General features: G+C 70.9%; 16 protein-coding genes and 1 pseudogene. 11 read left to right on the top strand and 6 right to left on the bottom strand.

Annotated features, from left to right (window positions below; all coding sequences use genetic code 11):
• Positions 1-26 precede the first annotated feature (26 nt).
• Positions 27-284 (bottom strand): hypothetical protein, encoded by a 258-nt coding sequence (locus tag ACZ6ZQ_RS08735; protein WP_469767845.1) that lies wholly within the window; start codon positions 282-284, stop codon positions 27-29.
• Between the two features lie 155 nt (positions 285-439).
• Entirely contained in the window at positions 440-1300 is an 861-nt protein-coding gene (locus ACZ6ZQ_RS08740; RefSeq protein ID WP_469767966.1) for a 3-hydroxybutyryl-CoA dehydrogenase, read from the bottom strand.
• Between the two features lie 195 nt (positions 1301-1495).
• On the opposite strand from ACZ6ZQ_RS08740, the gene ACZ6ZQ_RS08745 reads away from it, so the two are divergent.
• The gene (locus ACZ6ZQ_RS08745; protein WP_469767846.1) at positions 1496-2731 is read left to right on the top strand and encodes a glycoside hydrolase family 10-like protein; all 1236 of its coding nucleotides are present in this window, start codon (positions 1496-1498) and stop codon (positions 2729-2731) included.
• Between the two features lie 8 nt (positions 2732-2739).
• On the opposite strand, the gene ACZ6ZQ_RS08750 is transcribed toward ACZ6ZQ_RS08745, so the two are convergent.
• Both ACZ6ZQ_RS08750 and ACZ6ZQ_RS08755 read right to left on the bottom strand, forming a co-directional pair.
• Positions 2740-2934 carry a DUF1918 domain-containing protein gene (locus tag ACZ6ZQ_RS08750; RefSeq protein WP_453664747.1) on the bottom strand — a complete coding sequence of 65 codons (195 nt, stop codon included), beginning with the start codon at positions 2932-2934 and terminating at the stop codon, positions 2740-2742.
• Between the two features lie 72 nt (positions 2935-3006).
• Positions 3007-4068: a DMT family transporter gene (locus ACZ6ZQ_RS08755; RefSeq protein ID WP_469767847.1), complete on the bottom strand. Its 1062-nt coding sequence runs from the start codon at positions 4066-4068 to the stop codon at positions 3007-3009.
• On the opposite strand from ACZ6ZQ_RS08755, the gene ACZ6ZQ_RS08760 reads away from it, so the two are divergent.
• Positions 4067-5503 (top strand): aminotransferase-like domain-containing protein, encoded by a 1437-nt coding sequence (locus ACZ6ZQ_RS08760; RefSeq protein WP_469767848.1) that lies wholly within the window; start codon positions 4067-4069, stop codon positions 5501-5503. The genes ACZ6ZQ_RS08755 and ACZ6ZQ_RS08760 overlap by 2 nt on opposite strands.
• A gap of 82 nt (positions 5504-5585) precedes the next feature.
• Here ACZ6ZQ_RS08760 and ACZ6ZQ_RS08765 read toward each other — a convergent pair whose 3' ends face one another.
• On the bottom strand, positions 5586-6206 hold the full coding sequence (locus ACZ6ZQ_RS08765) for a DUF6461 domain-containing protein (RefSeq protein WP_469767849.1): 621 nt from the start codon (positions 6204-6206) through the stop codon (positions 5586-5588).
• 57 nt (positions 6207-6263) lie between these two features.
• On the opposite strand from ACZ6ZQ_RS08765, the gene ACZ6ZQ_RS08770 reads away from it, so the two are divergent.
• Together ACZ6ZQ_RS08770 and ACZ6ZQ_RS08775 are read left to right on the top strand one after the other, a co-directional pair.
• Positions 6264-6701 carry a GNAT family N-acetyltransferase gene (locus ACZ6ZQ_RS08770; protein ID WP_469767850.1) on the top strand — a complete coding sequence of 146 codons (438 nt, stop codon included), beginning with the start codon at positions 6264-6266 and terminating at the stop codon, positions 6699-6701.
• Positions 6702-6762: 61 nt separating this feature from the next.
• The gene (locus tag ACZ6ZQ_RS08775) at positions 6763-7338 is read left to right on the top strand and encodes a histidine phosphatase family protein (RefSeq protein ID WP_469767851.1); all 576 of its coding nucleotides are present in this window, start codon (positions 6763-6765) and stop codon (positions 7336-7338) included.
• Positions 7339-7492: 154 nt separating this feature from the next.
• Here the strand turns inward: ACZ6ZQ_RS08775 and ACZ6ZQ_RS08780 are convergent, their stop codons facing one another.
• Positions 7493-8287: an ArsR/SmtB family transcription factor gene (locus ACZ6ZQ_RS08780; protein WP_469767852.1), complete on the bottom strand. Its 795-nt coding sequence runs from the start codon at positions 8285-8287 to the stop codon at positions 7493-7495.
• Between the two features lie 511 nt (positions 8288-8798).
• Here ACZ6ZQ_RS08780 and ACZ6ZQ_RS08785 point away from each other — a divergent pair.
• The 7 genes and pseudogenes from ACZ6ZQ_RS08785 (at position 8799) to argJ (ending at position 19114) form a co-directional block, all read left to right on the top strand.
• Positions 8799-9632 carry a hypothetical protein gene (locus ACZ6ZQ_RS08785; RefSeq protein WP_469767853.1) on the top strand — a complete coding sequence of 278 codons (834 nt, stop codon included), beginning with the start codon at positions 8799-8801 and terminating at the stop codon, positions 9630-9632.
• Between the two features lie 294 nt (positions 9633-9926).
• Positions 9927-11789 carry an HSP90 family protein gene (locus tag ACZ6ZQ_RS08790; protein ID WP_469767854.1) on the top strand — a complete coding sequence of 621 codons (1863 nt, stop codon included), beginning with the start codon at positions 9927-9929 and terminating at the stop codon, positions 11787-11789.
• A complete protein-coding gene (locus ACZ6ZQ_RS08795; RefSeq protein WP_469767855.1) occupies positions 11790-14819 on the top strand; it encodes a hypothetical protein in 3030 nt (1009 codons plus the stop codon).
• 313 nt (positions 14820-15132) lie between these two features.
• On the top strand, positions 15133-16629 hold the full coding sequence (locus ACZ6ZQ_RS08800; RefSeq protein ID WP_469767856.1) for a vanadium-dependent haloperoxidase: 1497 nt from the start codon (positions 15133-15135) through the stop codon (positions 16627-16629).
• Positions 16630-16745: 116 nt separating this feature from the next.
• Positions 16746-16829, top strand: a pseudogene (locus ACZ6ZQ_RS08805) (NAD-dependent deacetylase); the annotation flags it as partial.
• Positions 16830-16916: 87 nt separating this feature from the next.
• Complete coding sequence (gene argC / locus ACZ6ZQ_RS08810) at positions 16917-17945, top strand: N-acetyl-gamma-glutamyl-phosphate reductase (protein WP_469767857.1); 1029 nt, start codon at positions 16917-16919, stop codon at positions 17943-17945.
• Positions 17942-19114, top strand: coding sequence for a bifunctional glutamate N-acetyltransferase/amino-acid acetyltransferase ArgJ (gene argJ, locus ACZ6ZQ_RS08815; RefSeq protein ID WP_469767858.1), 1173 nt, complete (start codon positions 17942-17944; stop codon positions 19112-19114). Before argC ends, argJ begins: the two co-directional genes overlap by 4 nt.
• The last annotated feature ends 12 nt before the right edge of the window (positions 19115-19126 follow it).

Genomic DNA, 19126 nt, shown 5'->3' on the forward strand with positions numbered 1-19126 from the left:
CCGGCCGGCCCGGTCCACAGGCCCCCTCAGCGGCCGACTGCCTGCCAGACCGCCACTGCGAGTGCGCCCAGCGCGGTGAGCGCGGCGACCGCCGGCAGGGGCCATTTGGTGTGCTCGAGCACCACGACGCGCGCGGCGAGATCGGTCAGATCCCGGTCGATCCGGTCATGGCGCTGGGCGAGCAGGGCGAGATGCCCGTCGATACGGGCGAGGCCGACGTCGAGAGAGCGGCGCAGCTCGGCGAACTCCTCGACGGCGGCTAAGTGATCGGGGTCGGTGGTCACGGATCGCTCCTCTTCGGAAAGTTGTCTGTGGTCCCTCGGTCGAGCGGTCCCGAGTCAACTCTCCCTGGTCGGAGCGAGGGAGCGTGTGCGCACGGCATATGCGGACACGCTCCTCACACCCCGTGTGAAGCACCCGTGCCAAACGCCTGTGTGATTCAGGAGTACGAGTAGAAGCCGGATCCGGTCTTCCGGCCCAGCCGGCCCGCGTCCACCATCCGCTGCAGCAGCGGAGGAGCGGCGTACAGGGGCTCCTTGAACTCGGCGTACATCGAGTCGGCGACCGAGGCGACCGTGTCCAGACCGATCAGGTCCGACAGCTTCAGCGGACCCATCGGGTGGGCACAGCCCAGCTCCATGCCGTTGTCGATGTCCTCGCGGCTCGCGATGCCCGACTCGAACATCCGGATCGCCGAGAGCAGGTACGGGATGAGCAGCGCGTTCACCACGAAGCCCGAGCGGTCCTGGGCGCGGATGGCGTGCTTGCCCAGAGCCTGCTCGACCACGGCCTCGGAGCGCTTGATGGTCTCCTCGGACGTGGTCAGCGCCGGGATCAGCTCGACGAGCTTCTGCACGGGCGCCGGGTTGAAGAAGTGGATGCCGATGACCTGGTCGGGACGGGAGGTCGCGACGGCCAGTTTCACCAGCGGGATGGAGGAGGTGTTGGAGGCGAGGATGGCGTCCGGCCGGGTCACGACCTGGTCGAGGACCTGGAAGATCTCGGTCTTGACCTGCTCGTTCTCGACGACCGCCTCGATGACGAGATCGCGGTCGGCGAACTCCCCGAGGTCGGTGGTGAAGCTGAGCCGGGCCAGCGCCGCGTCGCGCTCCTTCTCGGTGATCTTGCCGCGCTCGGCCGCCTTGGAGAGGGAGTTGTGCAGACGCGTACGGCCGATCTCCAGGGCCTCGCCGGTGGTCTCGGCGACCTTGACCTCGAGTCCGCTGCGGGCGCAGACCTCCGCGATACCGGCGCCCATCTGGCCACAGCCCACTACTCCGACGCGGGATACGTCGGCCACAGTGTCGGTCACATCGTGCCTTTCGCTGATCTTCAGTGCGGCAGGTCCCCCGTATGGTTCCGGCGCCCGCCTCGACCCCACGACGTTACTCCGCCGGTGCGTGTGGACGGGGGGCCGGGGCGGGCATGCTGTGCGGGGACAACGAGAAGGACGCGGCGTACTGCGGTGCGAAGGGGTCGGCAGATGACTCGGCGTATGAGGCAGATCACCAGAAGAGGACTCGTCACGGCCGCCGGCGCACTCGCCGCGCTGACCGTGACCGGGCGGGCGGAGGCGGCGCCGGCACGCGGCCGCCGCAGCTGCGCACAGGAGTTCCGCGGGATGTGGCTGGCCACGGTCGCCAACCGCGACTGGCCCTCCCGGCCCGGCCTGAGCGCGAGCCGGCAGCGCGCGGAGCTGCTGGCCTACCTCGACAAGGCGGTGGCCTGCCGGCTGAATACCGTGGTGTTCCAGGTGCGGCCGACCGCGGATGCCCTGTGGCCCTCGCCGTACGAGCCGTGGTCGCAGTACCTGACCGGCGTCCAGGGGCGGGATCCCGGGTGGGACCCGCTCGGCACCGCCGTCGCGGAGGCCCATGAGCGAGGCCTGGAGCTGCACGCGTGGTTCAACCCGTACCGGGTCGCCAACCATGCGGATCCGACGCGCCTCGCCAAGAACCACCCTGCGCGCCGCAACCCCGAATGGGTGCTTCCGTACGGTGGAAAGCTCTACTACAACCCGGGGCTCCCGGAGGTCAGGTCCTTCGTGCAGGACGCCATGCTCGACGCGGTCGAGAAGTACGAGATCGACGCCGTGCACTGGGACGACTACTTCTACCCGTACCCGGTGGCCGGGCAGGTCTTCGACGACGACGAGGCGTACGAGGAGTACGGCGGGGACTTCCCCGACAGGGCCTCGTGGCGACGCAACAACATCGACCTGCTGGTGACCGAGACCGCCGACCGGATCAAGGAGATCAACGACCGGGTCCGCTTCGGCATCAGCCCGTTCGGGGTCTGGCGCAACGCGGCCACCGACCCGCTCGGCTCCAACACGAGGGCGGGTGTCCAGACGTACGACGATCTGTACGCCGACACCCGGAAGTGGGTCCGCAAGGGGTGGATCGACTACGTCCTGCCACAGCTGTACTGGAACATCGGCTTCGCCGTGGCCGACTACGCCAAACTCGTGCCCTGGTGGGACAAGGTCGCGCGGGGCACCGGCGTCGACCTGTACATCGGCGAGGCGCTGTACAAGGCGGGCGATCCGGCGCAGCCCGCGGCCTGGCAGGACCCGGCCGAGCTGTCACGCCACCTCACACTCGCCTGCGACTACGCCCGGGTGCGCGGCCACTGCTTCTTCTCGGCGAAGGAGGTCGTCACGGACCGGATCGGGGCAATGGCCAGGGTCGTGGCCGATCACTATCCGACCCGGGTCCGGGCACGGCGCTGAGCTGCTGGTCAGTTGTGGTCGCGGTGGCGTACGACGGTGTCGGGACCCGGTGACATCAGGCACTCGTGACCGTCGTCCTCGAAGCGGACGCGGTAGGGCGGAGTGCCCTTGTCGCCCAGAACCTCAACGACTTCGGCGAGCCGGTCGTGCTGGCCGACGACCCGGCCGTGCACGAGCAGCTTGTCTCCCACACTCGCTTCCATCGGGCGTGACCTCCTTGAGGGGGGTGGTCGGTATTCCTGAGTCTACGTCCCGGGGTGTGACCCGTGTCACCCTCAGGCGTTCGCGCGCTGGGTGACGGCGATGCACACGAGCACGGCGACGGCGGCGAGCGGGGCGGCGGGGGAGAGCTGCTCGGAGAGCAGCAGCACCGACCAGACGAGGGTGAGCAGGGGCTGGGCGAGCTGGAGCTGGCTGGCCTTGGCGATGCCGATCGAGGCCATGCCCCGGTACCAGACGTAGAGCCCGAAGAAGGTCGATCCCACAGCCACCCAGAGCAGGCCGATGACGCCGTGCGGGGTCAGCCGGACCGGTTCGGCCATCAGAGCGACGGCCGCGCCCGCCAGGGCGAGCGGCAGGCACAGGATCAGGGCCCAGCCGATCACCTGCCAGCCCGGCATCACCCGGGCCAGCCGGCCGCCCTCGGTGTAGCCCGCGGCGCAGACCAGCAGCGCGCCGAAGAGATAGAGATCTCCGGTCGACAGTGCGCCGCCGCTCTCCCGCAGCGTGAACGCGATCACGACCGCCGCACCGGTGAGCGCGGCGGCCCAGAACGTCCGGGAGGGCCGCCGGCCCGTCCGTACGGCCGCGAAGGCGGCGGTCGTCAGCGGCAGCAGCCCGACCACCACCGCGGCGTGCGACGTGGTCGAGGTCTGCAACGCGAGAGTCGTCAGCAGCGGGAACCCCACGACGACGCCGCACGCGACGACCGCGAGCGAGCCCCAGTGGCGCCGCTCGGGGACCGGGACGCGCAGGGCCAGGAGGAACACTCCGGCGACGACCGCCGCGAGGACGCTGCGCACCGCCACGAGTGACCACGGCCCGAAGGACTCCAGGCCCCAGACGGTGGACGGGAAGGTGAGGGAGAAGGAGACGACTCCGAGCGACGCGAGCAGCGTGCCGCCGCGGAGTGCCGCCCGGCCGCTCGCCCCGGCAACGGCCCGGCCGCCGACGGCATCCGGGCCGTCCGCCCTGCTCCGGCCGTCACCTGCTGCCGGGCCGACGGCGAGGGCCGGATCGGCGACGAGGGCCGGATCGGCGGCCGCCGGCGCGCCGGGCTGGGCCGGATCGCTGACCGCTATCGTCCGGGTGGTAGTAGCGCTATCCTGTGCTCTCATGCAAGAGCGTAGCAGTGTGGGCGAGCTGGCGAAATCGCTCAAACAAGAACTGAACCGCTACTCGGTCGGCGAGAAGCTGCCGTCGAGCCGGGCCATCGTCGAGCGCTATCGCGTCTCCCCGGTCACCGTCTCCCGCGCCCTCGCGCAGCTCGCCGCCGAGGGTCTGGTCGTGACCCGTCCGGGTGCCGGCGCCTTCCGTGCGCAGCCGCGTACGGACACCGCGGTGCCCGGCGACACCTCCTGGCAGGAGGTCGCGCTCAGCGCGGACACCGCCACCGAGCTGGTGCCGCGCGCCGTCGACGCGTCCGGGGTACTGGTGACGCTCGCCGCCCCGCGGTCGGGCGTCATCGAGTTCAACGGCGGCTATCTGCACCCCGCCCTCCAGCCCGAGCAGGCGATGGCCGCCGCGCTCGCGCGGGCCGGCCGCAGGCCCGGGGCCTGGGGCCGGCCACCGGCCGACGGGCTGCCCGAGCTGCGCGAATGGTTCGCACGCGGCATCGGCCCCGGTGTCACTGCCGCCGAGGTGCTGGTGACCGCGGGCGGCCAGCCCGCCCTCGCCACCGCACTGCGCGCCCTCGCCCCGCCCGGCGTCCCCGTGCTCGTCGAATCGCCCACCTACCCGGGCATGCTGGCCATCGCCCGCGCCGCAGGACTGCGGCCCGTGCCCGTGCCGGTCGACCCACAGGGCGTGCGCCCCGAGCTCCTCGACGCCGCTTTCCGGGCCACCGGTGCCCGGGTCTTCGTCTCCCAGCCGCTCTTCCAGAACCCGACCGGCGCCGTACTCGCCCCCGGACGCCGCACCGAGGTGCTGCGGATCGCCCGCGCCGCCGGTGCGTTCGTCATCGAGGACGACTTCGCCCGCCGCCTCGTCCACGACGACGCGGGCGCCCTCCCCTCCCCGCTCGCCGCCGACGACCCCGACGGTGTCGTCGTCCACGTCTGCTCGCTCACGAAGGCCACCTCGCCGAGCCTGCGCGTCGGCGCCCTCATCGCCCGCGGCCCCGTCCTCGAACGCCTCCGTGCCATCCACGTCGTGGACAACTTCTTCGTCCCCCGCCCCCTCCAGGAAGCGGCTCTCGAACTCGTCGGCTCCCCTGCCTGGAGCCGCCATCTCCGTGCCGTCGCCCCCGAGTTGAAGTCCCGACGCGACACCATGACCGCCGGGCTGCGCCTGCACCTCCCCGAACTCGTCCTCCCGCACATCCCCTCCGGCGGCTATCACCTGTGGCTCCGACTCCCCGACGGCACCGACGAATCCGCCCTCGTCTCCGCCGCCCTCCGCGCGGGCGTCGCCGTGGCCCCCGGCCGCCCGTACTTCAGCGCCGAACCCCCGGCGGGACACATCCGGATGAGCTTTGCGGGCGTCGCGGGCGCGGCGGAGATCGCGGAGGGGGTGCGGAGGCTGCGTACCGCCTGCGACGAGGTCCTGGGGTGATGCCGAGGGCCTGTCCGGCGGAACATGCCGCGCTCGCCCTGGGGTGATGCCAGGGCCTGTCCGGCGGATCGTGCCGGGCTCGTCAGCGGCCGGGCAGCGGGACGCTTCCACAGCGGAACTCCGCCGCGTCGAGCAGCTCCGGGGTGATCCGGACCCCGGTCAGCCGCTCGGCGAAGGCGAACGTGGCCGCGGTCGTCAACTCGAGGTCGTCGGCGCCGATTTCCTTCGGGTCCCGCAGATCGAGGCCGGCCTCGCGCATGTCCTCGACCGAACCGTCGGGGTCCGCGCCGTACCGTGCGTACGCGAACAGGGGCTCGAAGTGGAGCCGCAGCTCGCCGTCCACGAACCAGTTCACGTAGTCGGCCGCGTTGACATTGGTGAAGTGCGACACCAGCTCCGTCCCCTGCGACAGCGGGCTCAGGACTTCCTCCAGCGTGCCGACGTAGCCGTTCGGCTCCACCATCAGCACCCAGCCGCCCGCCTCGACGACTCCCACGAACTGGCTGTCGCCGTCGTCCCAGGCGTCGTACGCCGCCGCGACCAGGCTGCTCGTCCCCGTTGTCCGCACACCCCGGTCGGTGGCGCCCAGCCGCGTCAGCAGGGCTTCGGGCGTCAGCCCGCGCACCAGCGTGAGGCAGTACGCCTCCATGAGCTCAGGACAGTGCTCGTCGAGCCAGCCGTAATCGGCAGCGGTCGCGTTCATAGGAAGATCGTGGCAGCCGCCACTGACAATCGGTCGGGGCGCTGCGAAGGTACGGAGATGAGCGACACGGACATCACCTTCGGCGCGTACGAAATCTCCTCCGACCCCGCCCGCCTCGACCCGGCCCGCGTCCACCACTGGCTCTCCACCGACGCCTACTGGGCCCAGGGCCGTACCCGGGAGCAGCAGGACCGGGCGATCGCCGGGTCGCTCAACTTCGGGGCGTACGACAGCGCTTCGGGCGAACTCGTCGGCTACGCGCGTGTCGTCACCGACCACACCACCTTCGCCTGGCTCTGCGACGTCTACATCGACAGGTCCGTGCGCGGCAAGGGGCTCGGCACCACACTCGTCGAGGCCGTCAGGGACCACCTCGCCCCGCTCGGGCTGCGGCGGATCCTGCTGGCCACCGCCGACGCCCACGGGGTTTACGAGAAGGCCGGATTCGCACCGCTCAGCGACCCGGGGAAGTGGATGGCCCTCGGCCTTCAGTGAACGTCATTAACGGTCAGTAACCACTCTTGACCTGGGGCGCGTCCGGCATCACGATCCCGCCATGAGTGTTCGGGTCACCCTGGTCGCCGCCGCGCGCTGCTCCTCCCGGCTGGCCGAGCGCTTCGACGACGACCGGCCGCTGGACCTGGCCGGCTGGCATGACGTGCAGCTCGCCGCGCACGCGCTCGTACCTCTGGGCGCGGCCGAGCTGCGCTACTGCTCGCCGACCGCCCGCAGCCGCGCCACCGCCGACGCGCTCGGCTACGCCCCGATGGCGCAGCCCGCGCTGAGCGACTGCGACATGGGCCGGTGGCGTGGCTTCACGCTCGCCGAGGTGGCGGCGAGAGAGCCGGCCGCGGTCGACGCCTGGCTCGCCGACCCCCGCTCCGCGCCGCACGGTGGTGAGCCGCTGCTGGGGTTCATCACCCGGATAGGGGGCTGGCTGGACACCCGTCCCGTCGATGACGGGAGTTCCGTCCTCGCCGTCGCCGAACCCGCGGTCGTACGGGCCGCACTCGTGTACGCGCTGAAGGCGCCGCCCGCCACGTACTGGAACGTGGACGTCAGGCCGCTGTCCACCGTCGTGCTGACCGGCAGGGCGGGCCGCTGGAACCTGCGCCTGGAGACCGGGGCCTGAGCGTGCTCGCGCGGCCCGTCCACGCCGCACCGAGGAGCCGCAGGACGCCGCGAGCCCGGCAAGATCCGGCCCGGCAAGGTCCGGCCCGGCAAGGTCCGGCCCGGCAAGTCCCAGCCAAGCAAGATCGAGCCCGGCAGGATCCACCGGGCAGGCCCTACGCCGGCTCGGGCAGAGCCTCGCCCGTCTCCAGCAGTGTCTTGAGGCTGGACAGGATCGCGGGCCAGCCGCCGCTGACGGCCTCCAGCAGCGTGCTCCCGGGCTCGAAGCCGTCGTGCAGGACCGTCAGCTTGACCATCTCCCCGACCAGTTCGATCTCGAACGTCACCTTCGACCGGGGCTCCTCGGTCACCTTGGCCATGACCTCGTCGCTCAGGCCACAGGACCTGGCGAACTCCGGGGTGAAGGTGTGCCAGGTGTAGGACAGGCGCCGGAAGGGCTCGGATTCGAGCACGACCTGCTCGGGATCGGCCATCGTCGCGCCGAACTGCTCCCAGGTCATCCGCGAACCCGCCTTCCAGCCGGATGTGAAGGTCACCCCCCAGTAGCGGCGGGTGAAGGCCGGGTCGGTCAGCGCCTGCCAGAGCCGCTCGGGCGTGGTCCTGATGTATGTGGTGTAGACGAATGCGGGGTTGTCGCTCATGGGTTCTCGCTCCAATGCGGCCTTCAGGTCGGCGAGGGCGTGCACGCGCTCGCGGTCGTACTGGCTCATCCAGCGCTCGGCGATGGCGTTGATCGGCACGGCGTTGAGGTAGTGCAGCTTTTCCCGGCCACTGCGCACCGTCGTCACCAGATTCGCCGCCTCCAGCACCGCCAGGTGCTTGCTCACGGACTGCCGGGCCATGTCCAGTCCGGCGCACAGCTCCCGCAGGCTCTGCCCGTTCCGGGCGTTCAGGCTGTCGAGCAGCCGGCGCCGACTCGCGTCGGCCAGGGCCTTGAACACGTTGTCCATCTCGTGCCATCCCCCGAAATATGCAGCTAATCGGCTGCATGAAATATAGGCAGCCGTCTGGCTGCATGTCAATGCGCGGTCAACGCGCGACCAGCGCGGGGCGGGTTCACGGTGATCCGGGCGGCCGATCTCGACGCCGCGCTCGAATGGGGCCGCAGGTACGCCCGCGTCCTCGGTTGTCCATCGGCTGGTCCGTGAGCGGCCGGTGGGGGCGAGTCGCGGGTGGCGAGCCGTTGCAGTGGGCTGCGGGCCACAGGCGCCCGAATTGGAAACGAGTGTGCGATTGCCGGTCGCGCGTGATAGTCACTACCTCCACGAGGGAGGTGATCATTGACTTCCCCGTTCGGACACATCAAGGGGTGGGGACATGGCGGGACTCCGTGAATGGGGGCTCACGCTGGGGAGATGGACAGGACGGCCCATTGCGCAGGTGCAGAAGGATTCCGGCGATCCCGACGTGAAGCGCGTGCGGGAAGCCGCCGCTGCGGCGGACTGGGCAACGGTTCGGGAGGTGCTTGGAGCACGTCCCGAGAGCGAGGACCGGACGGAGCTGCTGTGGGCCGTCGGCGACACCGCGGGGGTGGAGCGGTGGATCGCCGGGGTTCTCGAAGCGGAACCCGAAGCGACGCTGCCTCGGCTCGTGGCGGGCATCCGCCACATCAGCTGGGGGTGGGAGGCCCGGACCGGAGCCCGGGCGAAGGACGTCTCACGCGAGCAGTTCGAGGTGTTCCACGCGCGCTTGCGCACGGCCGAGCAATGGCTGTACGAGGTTGCGGAGCGCGAGCCGGAATGGACCTCGCCCTGGTACGGCCTCCAGACCACCGGCCGTGGCCTCCAGGTCGGCCAGACAGTCGCGCGACGCCGGTTCGAGGCGACGGTGCGACGCGACCCGCACCACCTGGGTGCGCACCAGCAGCAGTTGCAGCAGGTCTGCGACAAATGGGGCGGATCGCATGAGGAGATGCACGCCTTCGCGCGCGAGTGCGCGTTCGGCGCACCTGGGGGAACGCTCCTGGGTCAGCTCGTCGCGATCGCGCACATCGAGCAGTGGCTCTCCCTCGATGTGGGACCGGACGCCGCGTACATGTGCCGGCCCGAGGTGACCGCGTCCCTCCGGGAGGCTGCCGACCACTCGTTCCGGCACCCGGACTTCGTCCGCCGGGGCGCATGGATCCAGGTCCTCAACACCTTCGCCATGGCCTTCTCCCTGGCCGGAGACCGTGCCGCCGCGCGGGAGTGCTTCCAGGCCACCGAGGGCCGCGTGACCGAGTTCCCCTGGTACTACATGAACGGTTCCGACCCCGCCGCGGCCTACCGGAAGCAGCGTTCGTCGGCCGGGCGCTGAGCCTCGGCGCCACGACGCCGAGGGATCCGGTTCCATCACCGCTGCGCGTCGGCATCGGTCGCCGATGCGAGGTCGGGCCGCCTGTGGCCGGCTGTTCCAACGGTCCGTCCCTCTGTGTGTGTGATGCGCCAGGACGGCGGACCCGACATGTCTGGGCCCACGACCGCCCGCAGCCTCTGCCCGTCCGCCTCGGTCCGACCCTCCCTCGTCCTCCCGCACCCTCCGTACCCCGTCCGCGTCGCCCCTCCTGCGCCACTCACGGCGCGGGACGCGCCCACCGAAAGACTCCGTCAGGTGCCCAACTCCGAGACCGCTCATACCTTCCAGGTCGACTTGCGCGGCCTGGTCGACCTGCTCTCCCACCACCTCTACTCAAGCCCCCGCGTCTACCTGCGCGAGCTGCTGCAGAACGCCGTGGACGCCATCACCGCCCGGCAGGCGGTCGCACCCGGCGCGCCCGGCACGATCACGGTGCGCACCGGTGACACCCTCACCGTCACGGACACGGGCATCGGTCTGACCGAGGCCGACGTCCACAGGTTCCTCGCCACCATCGGGCGCAGCTCCAAGCGGACCGCCGAAGGCACTCTGGACGGCTCCGGGCTCGATGCCGCCCGCGGGGAGTTCATCGGCCAGTTCGGCATCGGACTGCTCGCGTGCTTCGTCGTGGCTGACGAGATCACCGTACTCAGCCGGTCCGCGGCCGACCCGTCCGCGCCCGCTGTCGAGTGGCGCGGCCACTCCGACGGCCGTTACACCATCCGCACCCTGCCCGCCTCGTCCGTGCCCGAGCCGGGCACCACCGTCCGGCTCGTCCCGCGCGCCGACAACGCCGAGTGGACGAGCCCGGAGCAGGTCGTCTCCCTGGCCCGGCACTACGGCGGCCTCCTGCGGCACGAGGTCGCCGTCGTCGGACCGCGGGGCGAGACCCACCGGGTCAACGAGACACCCCCGTGGGAGCAGACCCACCGTTCCCCGCTGGCCCGCCGTGAGGCGCTGACCGCGTACTGCCGCAACCTCTTCGACTTCACCCCGCTCGACACCGTCGAGCTCGACCTCCCGGCGGCCGGGCTGCGCGGTGTCGCCTACGTCCTTCCCACGGCCGTGAGCCCGGCACAGCGCGCGGGCCACCGCGTACACCTCAAGGGCATGCTCCTCACGGACCAGGCGCCCGAACTGCTGCCGGACTGGGCGTTCTTCGTGCGCTGTGTGGTCGACACCACCAGCCTGCGGCCGACCGCGTCCCGGGAGGCGCTGTACGAGGACGGCACCCTGTCCGCCGTACGGGACGCCCTGGGCGAACGGATCCGCGACTGGCTCACCGGACTCGCCGCCAGTGATCCGTCGCTGCTGCACCGCTTCATCGACACGCACCACCTCGCGGTCAAGGCGCTCGCCCGCTACGACGACGAGCTGCTGCGCATCGTGCTGCCGTGGCTGCCGTTCGAGACCACCGACGGCAACGTCACGCTGGAGGAGTTCGCGCGGACGCACCCGACCCTCCTGGTCACGCGCAGTGTCGAGGAGTTCCGCCAGGTCGCCCCCATTGCCTCGGCCGCCGGCCTGGGCGTCGTCAACGGCGGCTACACCTACGACCGCGACCTTGTGCACCGGCTGCCCGAGATCCGCCCCGGCACGGCCGTCACCGACCTAGACCCGGCCACCGTCACCGCCCATCTCGACGCCGTGGACCCGACCGCCGAACTTCGCGCGGCGGCCTTCCTCGCCGTCGCCCGGGAGACGATCGGCGTCCACGACTGCGACGTCGTCCTGCGTGACTTCCAGCCCGTCACCGCCCCCGCGCTGCTCCTCGACAACCGGGAGGCGCGCCACGAGCGGACCAGGTCGAGCCTCGCCGCCGACAGCGACGGCCTGTGGGCCGACATCCTCGGCTCCCTGCGCCACGAGACCCCGCGCGCCCAGCTCGTCCTGAACCATCTCAACCCGCTGGTCCGCCAGGCGATCACGATCAGCGAGCGCGGCCTCGCCGTCACCACTGCCGAAGCCCTCTACGGCCAGGCTCTGCTGCTCAGCCGCCGCCCGCTCCGGGCGAGCGAGAGCGCCCTGCTCAACCGAGCCTTCATCGGCCTGCTCAGCCACGCCATGCACCACCCCGGCACGGCGGCACCCGGCTCCGAGCCCTGGAAGGAAATGTAGATGCTGGACACCCCCGAGGCCGTGGTCGAGGCGCTGCGTGAGAACAACGACCGCCCGCACGGCCTGCAGCGCACCATCACCGCCGAGGAGCTCGTCGAGGCGGCGGAACCCTTCGAGAAGCCCGACGTCCTCGTCACGGCCCTGCTGGAGCTGATGTCGGCGTACGAGTTCACCGGTGAACACCGCAAGTCGCCCGTCGTGTTCGCACGGCTGCTCAAGCTGTGGGACACCGCTCCCGAGTCCTTCAGTCAGTGGGAGGCCCATCAGGTCTTCTGGCGCTTCAAGTGGGTGACGACGTCCCTCCTTCAGGTGCCCGAGGTGCCACTGGCCACCGTCCACGGCTGGATCGACCAGATGCGCACCCGCTACGAGTCGGCCGACCACGGCATGCAGCCGGTGGCGGCGATGCGCTACCACGTCGCGTCCCACACCGGCGTAGGCGTCGCCGACGCCTACGACCTCTGGGCCACCCGGCCCCGTACCGAGCTGAGCGACTGCGAAGCCTGCGAGACCCGGCACCTCGCCTGGCACCAGGTGACGTCAGGCGACGACGCCGGAGCCCTCGAGAGCTGGCGTCCGGTCCTCGACGGAGCCATGGGCTGCAGCGAGGAGCCGCAGATGAGCCAGGCGCGCGCGCTGCTGGCCCTGCTGCGCGAAGGCCGTGCGGACGAGGCCCGCTCCCACCATCTCACCGGCTACCGGCGGGTCCGGGGCAACACCGGCATGCAGGACGAGGTCGGATTGCACCTGGAATTCTGCGCCCTCTCGCGCAATGAGGGCCGGGGGCTGGAGATTCTCGCGGAGAACCGCCCGCTGTTCGAGGCGACCGGCGCCCCGCTGTCCGGCTTGGGCTTCCTCACCGGCGCCGAGGTGCTGCTCGCCCTTCTCGTCGCAGACGGGCACACCGACACCGCCGTCGGCGGCCCGCCCGGACGGAACTGGACCGCGGGCGAGCTCCTCGCCCATGTCCGTTCCGAGGCGGACCGGCTCACCACCGCCTTCGACGCGCGCAACGGCACCACGGCCGTCGGGGACCGCCGCCGGCTGCGCCTCGCGCAGCGCCCGCTGCTCGGCGAGCCGCTGCCGCTCGGACTGCGGACCGCCGTGACCCGCTCTTCCGCAGCGGGGGGCGCGGCGGTGGCCGTCTCCGCTCCCGCCGCCGGGCCGGACGTCCCCGAGGACTTCGTCTCCCTGGTACGCGAGGCACGGCGCATGGCGACCGTGGGGCATCCAGGGAACACCAGGCTCTGGACCCGCATCGCCGAACGCCTGGCCGACGGCACCGCCACGCACGACGACCGCCTCGGCCCGGAGGACCTTCTGCGCGCGGAACTCGCCGAGCAGAGCGCGTACCAGCTCGCGCAGGAGGACCGCGACGCGGAGAGCGTCACCGAGCTGAAGCGGGCCGCCGATCTGTTCGAGCGGCTCGGCATGCCCTGGCACGCCCTCTCCGCACGCACACGCGCCCTCGCATGGGCGACTGCCTCCGACGACGACAAGAAAGGCGCGGCCTCGCAGGAGGACCGGGCCACGGACTCCGGCACCGAGCGGCTGGACGCGGACGCGATCCGGGCCGCCCTCGACGAGGCCCTGCACAAGGTGGAGCGCCTCAAGACCGAGGCCCCTTTGACGGGCGAGGCCGTCGGGGAGGGAGAGGCCGCGTCCGGAGCGGACGTGGCGGCGGAGCGCGTGTTGGAGTACCTCGCTGTGCTGTACTCCTGCACCTTCGCCTCCTACCAGCAGGTGCTGCGGCAACTGCCGGAGGCCTCCGGCCCCGCCATGGAGTGGTTCGAGAAGTCCGCCCGTACGCTGCACTCCGAGGCGGAACGCCTGTCCGTCCCTCACCAGGTGGCCAACGCACGGCAGTTCGTCGCGGACATCGCCTGCCGCCGTGGTGACGTCGTACGCGCCGAGGCGGAGCTGCGCGCGGCTCTGAAGGACGTGGATGCCTCCGGGCGGCCCTGGCGCGGTTCGCGCCTGCGCGCCCAGCTCGCCCAGGTCCTGCTGTCCAAGGACGAGCCGGCGGAGGCGGTGGAGCTGCTGCACCAGGCGATCTCCGACGCGGTCCGTTACGACGACACGGAGTTCGCGCCGGCTCCGACGTATGCGCTGCTCGGCCATGCCGCCTCGCATCTCGGGGACTTCGGCGGTGCCGTGCGCCACCTCTCGGAGGCGGCAACTCGGTTCGACCAGGACGGGGCGCACAACGAGGCCGCCGACATACGTCTCCAGCTCGCCGATGTCCTTGCGCGCACGGGGCAGCAGGCCGATGCCGTCGCCGTACTGGAATCCGTCCTCAGTGACGAGGCGGCCTCCTCGCTCGACGAACGACTGCTCGCCCAGGCCCGGCTGACTCTCGCGCGAGGGCTGCGGGAGCTGGAGGAGTACCTGGCTGCGGCCGAGGAGTTCCTGCGGCTGGCGGACACCGTCGCCGCATGGGAGGACGACCGTGCCATCCACACTCTGGTTGCGGCGGAGGCGGCCACCGCGCTGGCGATGGCCGACCGCTGGGAAGCGGCGGGCACGGCGTACGAGCGCGCCGTCGCGTCCCACGCCGAGGCGCCGAACCCCTCCTTGATCACACACATGATGTGCGAGTTCGCCCGTCTGACGATGCTGTCCCGGGAGGCCGACGGGCTGGACACGGCACTGGACCACTTGGCCCGGGCCGACGCGGTCCGGGCAGCCGTGCCGGAAGGCACCGAGAGTTTCGCCCCCTGGTACGCGAGCGGCACCGTGCACTACCGCCGTGCCCGTGTCCTGGCGGAGGCCGAACGCTTCCCGGAGGCCCTGGCCGAGGCGGAGGCCGCCATCGCCGCCCACGAACAGGGCGGGGAGCACGGCGAGGTGCCGCGCGCCGAAGCAGTCCGGATCGCCGCCCTGGTCGAGGGGAACGGCCTCGGCCGGTTCAAGGAGGCCATCGCCCGGCTGACGACGGCAGCGGCACGCTGCCGGAAGGCGGACCTTCCCGAGGCCGCCCAGATCCTCAACGCCCTGCGGCAGGACTACCTGACGCGATATGAGGCCTGAGTGGCCCCCGGCCCCCGGCCCCCGCGCCACGGGCGGCGGGGGCCGGGGCTGCCCGGCGCCGCGCCGCAGGTGCGGGCGGGCTGGTGGCCTGGAATCCGGCTTGCCGTTGAAGGGCCGTCAGGACCGCTGCCCCGAGCGTTACGCAGAGCTGCACGCCACCTGGCCGTAGCCATACGAGAATGGGATCGAATTACTCACGCGAGTGAAAAACTAACGTTTATAACATACACAGCATATCGGCGTGGTTAATCTTAATTTTGGCATACCGGACATTACGCTGCCGTCGTTGATCAGCGACGTCGAAAGGAATGCCATGGCTCTCGAGCCCGATCATGGCCGTCAGCCGACCGCGAAGTCCGTGCTCCCACGCTCGAAGTCCCGTGCCGGCGGACGCCTGGGACGGCTACGGGCCGTCGTCGTGGCCGGTGCCCTGCTCGCCGGGCTGAGTCCGGTGGCGGCGGGTGCGCCGCAGGCCGCCGCCGCGACAAGGCACAGGGACGATCCGACGCAGTACTGGAACGAGGTCCTGCTCCAGACGTTCCGCAATGCGCGGGGCTGGGACGCCTCGCCCGGCAAACTCTCCAGGTCCGGGGCGATGGTCTTCGCGGCGATCTACAACGCGGAGAGCGCCTATCAGTACACGTACGGAACCTTGGAGTACGAGCCATATCTCAGCCGGCCGCTGAAGTATGCCCACAGGCACTCGCGGCCGCATCGGGACGAGGAGGAGCGGCTGATCGACCGCACGGCGTACCGGATGATCTCGCAGCTTTACCCGGGCGATCAGGACTACATCGACGCCAAGTACAAGGCCCGGACCGGCCGCTCTCCCTACGCCTACGACCCCCTCGACCGCCTGGTGGTCGACCGCGTGGTGAGGCAGATCAACGAAGCCCGGGCGAACGACGGTTCGGACAACCCGGACGTCTACAGCGGCGACACCACCACACCTGGAGCCTGGCGGCCGACGGGTGAAGAGGCGACGGACGACGAAGGGGCCTGCAAGCAGCCGGGTGACGCGGACACCCCGAACTGGGGCAAGGTGAAACCGTTCGTGCTCCGCTCCGGCTCGCAGTTCCGGCCTCCCACCCTGCGGGGCTTCACTTCCTACGCCGATCTGGTGGCCAGCCCGGAGTACGCGGCCCAGCTCGACGAGGTGCGACGGGTCGGTGCCGTCGACTCCACCGAGCGCACCTTCGAACAGACCGTAGTCGGCTGGTTCTGGGACCATGACCTGAACGGCACCTACCACCCCCCGGGGCAACTGCTCGAGCTGACCGGGATCGTCGCCAAGAGGTTCAAGCTCGACACGTACGAGACCACCCACTTGTTCGCGCTGTCGGCGCTGTCGTTGGCGGATGCCGGGATCGCGGCCTGGGACTCCAAGTTCGACACCCCGATCAACGAGTGGCGCCCGGTGTCCGCGATCCAGGCGACGGGCGGCGCGAACGCGAACTGGCAGCCTCTCAGTGCGGACGGCGAAGGGACACCGTTCACCCCGTGCTTCCCCGCCTGGACCTCCGGGCACGCCAACTTCACGGCTGCTTGGGCAAGCGCGATGAAGCACTTCTTCGGTCGTGACGACGTCTCGTTCATCGCACACTCGGAGGACCCGCACACCATCGAGGAATACCGCAGGATGGCCAACTTCAGCCAGGTCGCCGAGGAGGGCAAGCTGAGCCGTCTCTGGCTGGGCGTGCACTTCCGCTGGGACGCCGAGGACGGGAACGAGATCGGTACCAACGTTGGCGACTACGTGTTCGCCAACGCGCTGCAGCCGACACGACACGGGCATCCGCACAAGCCCTGAAACGACTCCGCGGCCCACGCCTGCGGATGTGAAGTGGCTACTGCCTCGCTCCGGGCGGAGTCGGGATCGCCTCGAGATCCGTCCGCCCGGAGCGGGCAGTCGTCCTGCTCTCGCCCATGAGCAGGCCCCTCGTCGCCATCCTCGGTGGCGCAGGTGTCTCCACCGCTTCCGGGATCCCCGGCTTTCGGGGACCCAACGGACACCGGCTCGCCGGAATGCCGCTCCGGGCTGTCGTTGCATAAAACTGCACTGTTGCGTATAGTCATGCCATCAACGAGGAGGGCCCGATGGCAGTACGTGCAGCAGTTGCCGGAGCGAGTGGATACGCGGGCGGAGAGCTCCTCCGTCTGCTCCTCGCGCACCCCGGCGTCGAGATCGGCGCCCTGACCGCGAACACCAACGCCGGGCAGCGGCTCGGAGCGCTCCAGCCTCATCTGCTGCCGCTGGCGGACCGGGTGCTCGAGGCCACCACGGCGGACGTGCTCGCCGGGCATGACGTCGTGTTCCTCGCCCTGCCGCACGGCCAGTCCGCCGCGGTCGCCGAGCAGCTCGGTGACGATGTCCTCGTCATCGACATGGGCGCCGACTTCCGACTCGACGACGCCGCCGACTGGGAGAAGTTCTACGGCTCGCCGCACGCCGGGACCTGGCCGTACGGCCTTCCCGAACTGCCGGGTGCCCGCGCCGCGCTAAAGGGGTCCAGGCGCATCGCGGTACCCGGCTGCTTCCCGACCGCGGTCTCCCTCGCGCTCTTCCCGGCGTACGCGGCCCACCTCGGCGAGCCCGATGCCGTGATCACCGCCGCCACCGGCACGTCCGGCGCAGGCAAGGCGCTCAAGCCGCATCTGCTCGGCAGCGAGGTCATGGGGTCGATGTCGCCGTACGGCGTCGGCGGCGGCCACCGGCACACCCCCGAGATGATCCAGAACCTCAGCGCGGTCGCGGGCGAGCCCGTCACCGTGTCCTTCACACCCACCCTCGCGCCCATGTCCCGCGGCATCCTCGCCACCTGCAGCGTCAAGGCCAGGCCGGGCACGACGGCCGACGCCGTACGGGCCGCGTACCAGAAGGCGTACGCCGACGAGCCGTTCGTCCACCTCCTCCCCGAGGGACAGTGGCCCGCCACGGCGTCCGTCTACGGTTCCAACGCCGTTCAGGTCCAGGTCGCCCACGACGAGGCCGCCGGCCGCATCATCGCGATCAGCGCCATCGACAACCTCACCAAGGGCACGGCGGGTGGCGCGGTCCAGAGCATGAACATCGCCCTGGGTCTCGACCAGACCACAGGACTTTCCACGATCGGAGTGGCACCTTGAGCGTCACCGCTGCACAGGGATTCACGGCCGCGGGTATCGCCGCCGGGATCAAGGCCCCCCTCAACGGTGAAAAGGGCGGCAACCCGGATCTGGCGCTCGTCGTCAACAACGGGCCGCGCCACTCCGCCGCGGGCGTCTTCACCTCCAACCGCGTCAAGGCGGCACCCGTCCTCTGGTCCGAGCAGGTCCTCAAGGGCGGCGAGGTCTCCGCCGTCGTCCTCAACTCCGGCGGCGCCAACGCCTGCACCGGCCCCAAGGGCTTCCAGGACACCCACGCCACCGCCGAGAAGGCCGCCGAGGTCCTTCAGGGCCACAGCGCCGGGGAGATCGCCGTCGCGTCCACCGGACTCATCGGCGTACTGCTGCCCATGGACAAGCTGCTGCCCGGCATCGAGAAGGCGGCCGCCGAGCTCAGCGCGCACGGCGGTGAGAAGGCCGCCATCGCCATCAAGACCACCGACACCGTCCACAAGACCGCGGTCCACCAGGGCGACGGCTGGACCGTCGGCGGCATGGCCAAGGGCGCGGGCATGCTCGCCCCCGGCCTCGCCACCATGCTCGTCGTGCTCACCACCGACGCCGACCTGGACAGCGCGACCCTCGACAGGGCGCTGCGCGCCGCGACCCGCCTCACCTTCGACCGGGTCGACTCCGACGGCTGCATGTCCACCAACGACACCGTGCTGCTGCTCGCCTCCGGCGCCGCCCGGGTCACCCCGGAGTACGGCGAGTTCGCCGAGGCCGTACGGGCCGTCTGCGACGACCTCGCCCGTCAGCTCATCGGCGACGCCGAGGGTGCCAGCAAGGACATCCGGATCGAGGTGGTCAACGCCGCGAGCGAGGACGACGCCGTCGAGGTGGGCCGCTCGATCGCCCGTAACAACCTCCTCAAGTGCGCCATCCACGGCGAGGACCCCAACTGGGGCCGGGTCCTGTCCGCGATCGGTACGACGAAGGCGGTCTTCGAGCCCGACAGGCTGAACGTCGCCATCAACGACGTCTGGGTCTGCAGGAACGGCTCCGTCGGCGAGGACCGCGACCTCGTCGACATGCGCTACCGCGAGGTCAGGATCACCGCCGACCTCGCCGCCGGGTCCGAGTCCGCCGTCATCTGGGCCAACGACCTCACCGCCGACTACGTCCACGAGAACAGCGCGTACTCCTCCTGAGGATCCCGGAGC

Source organism: Streptomyces sp. NPDC053673, assembly GCF_055585225.1.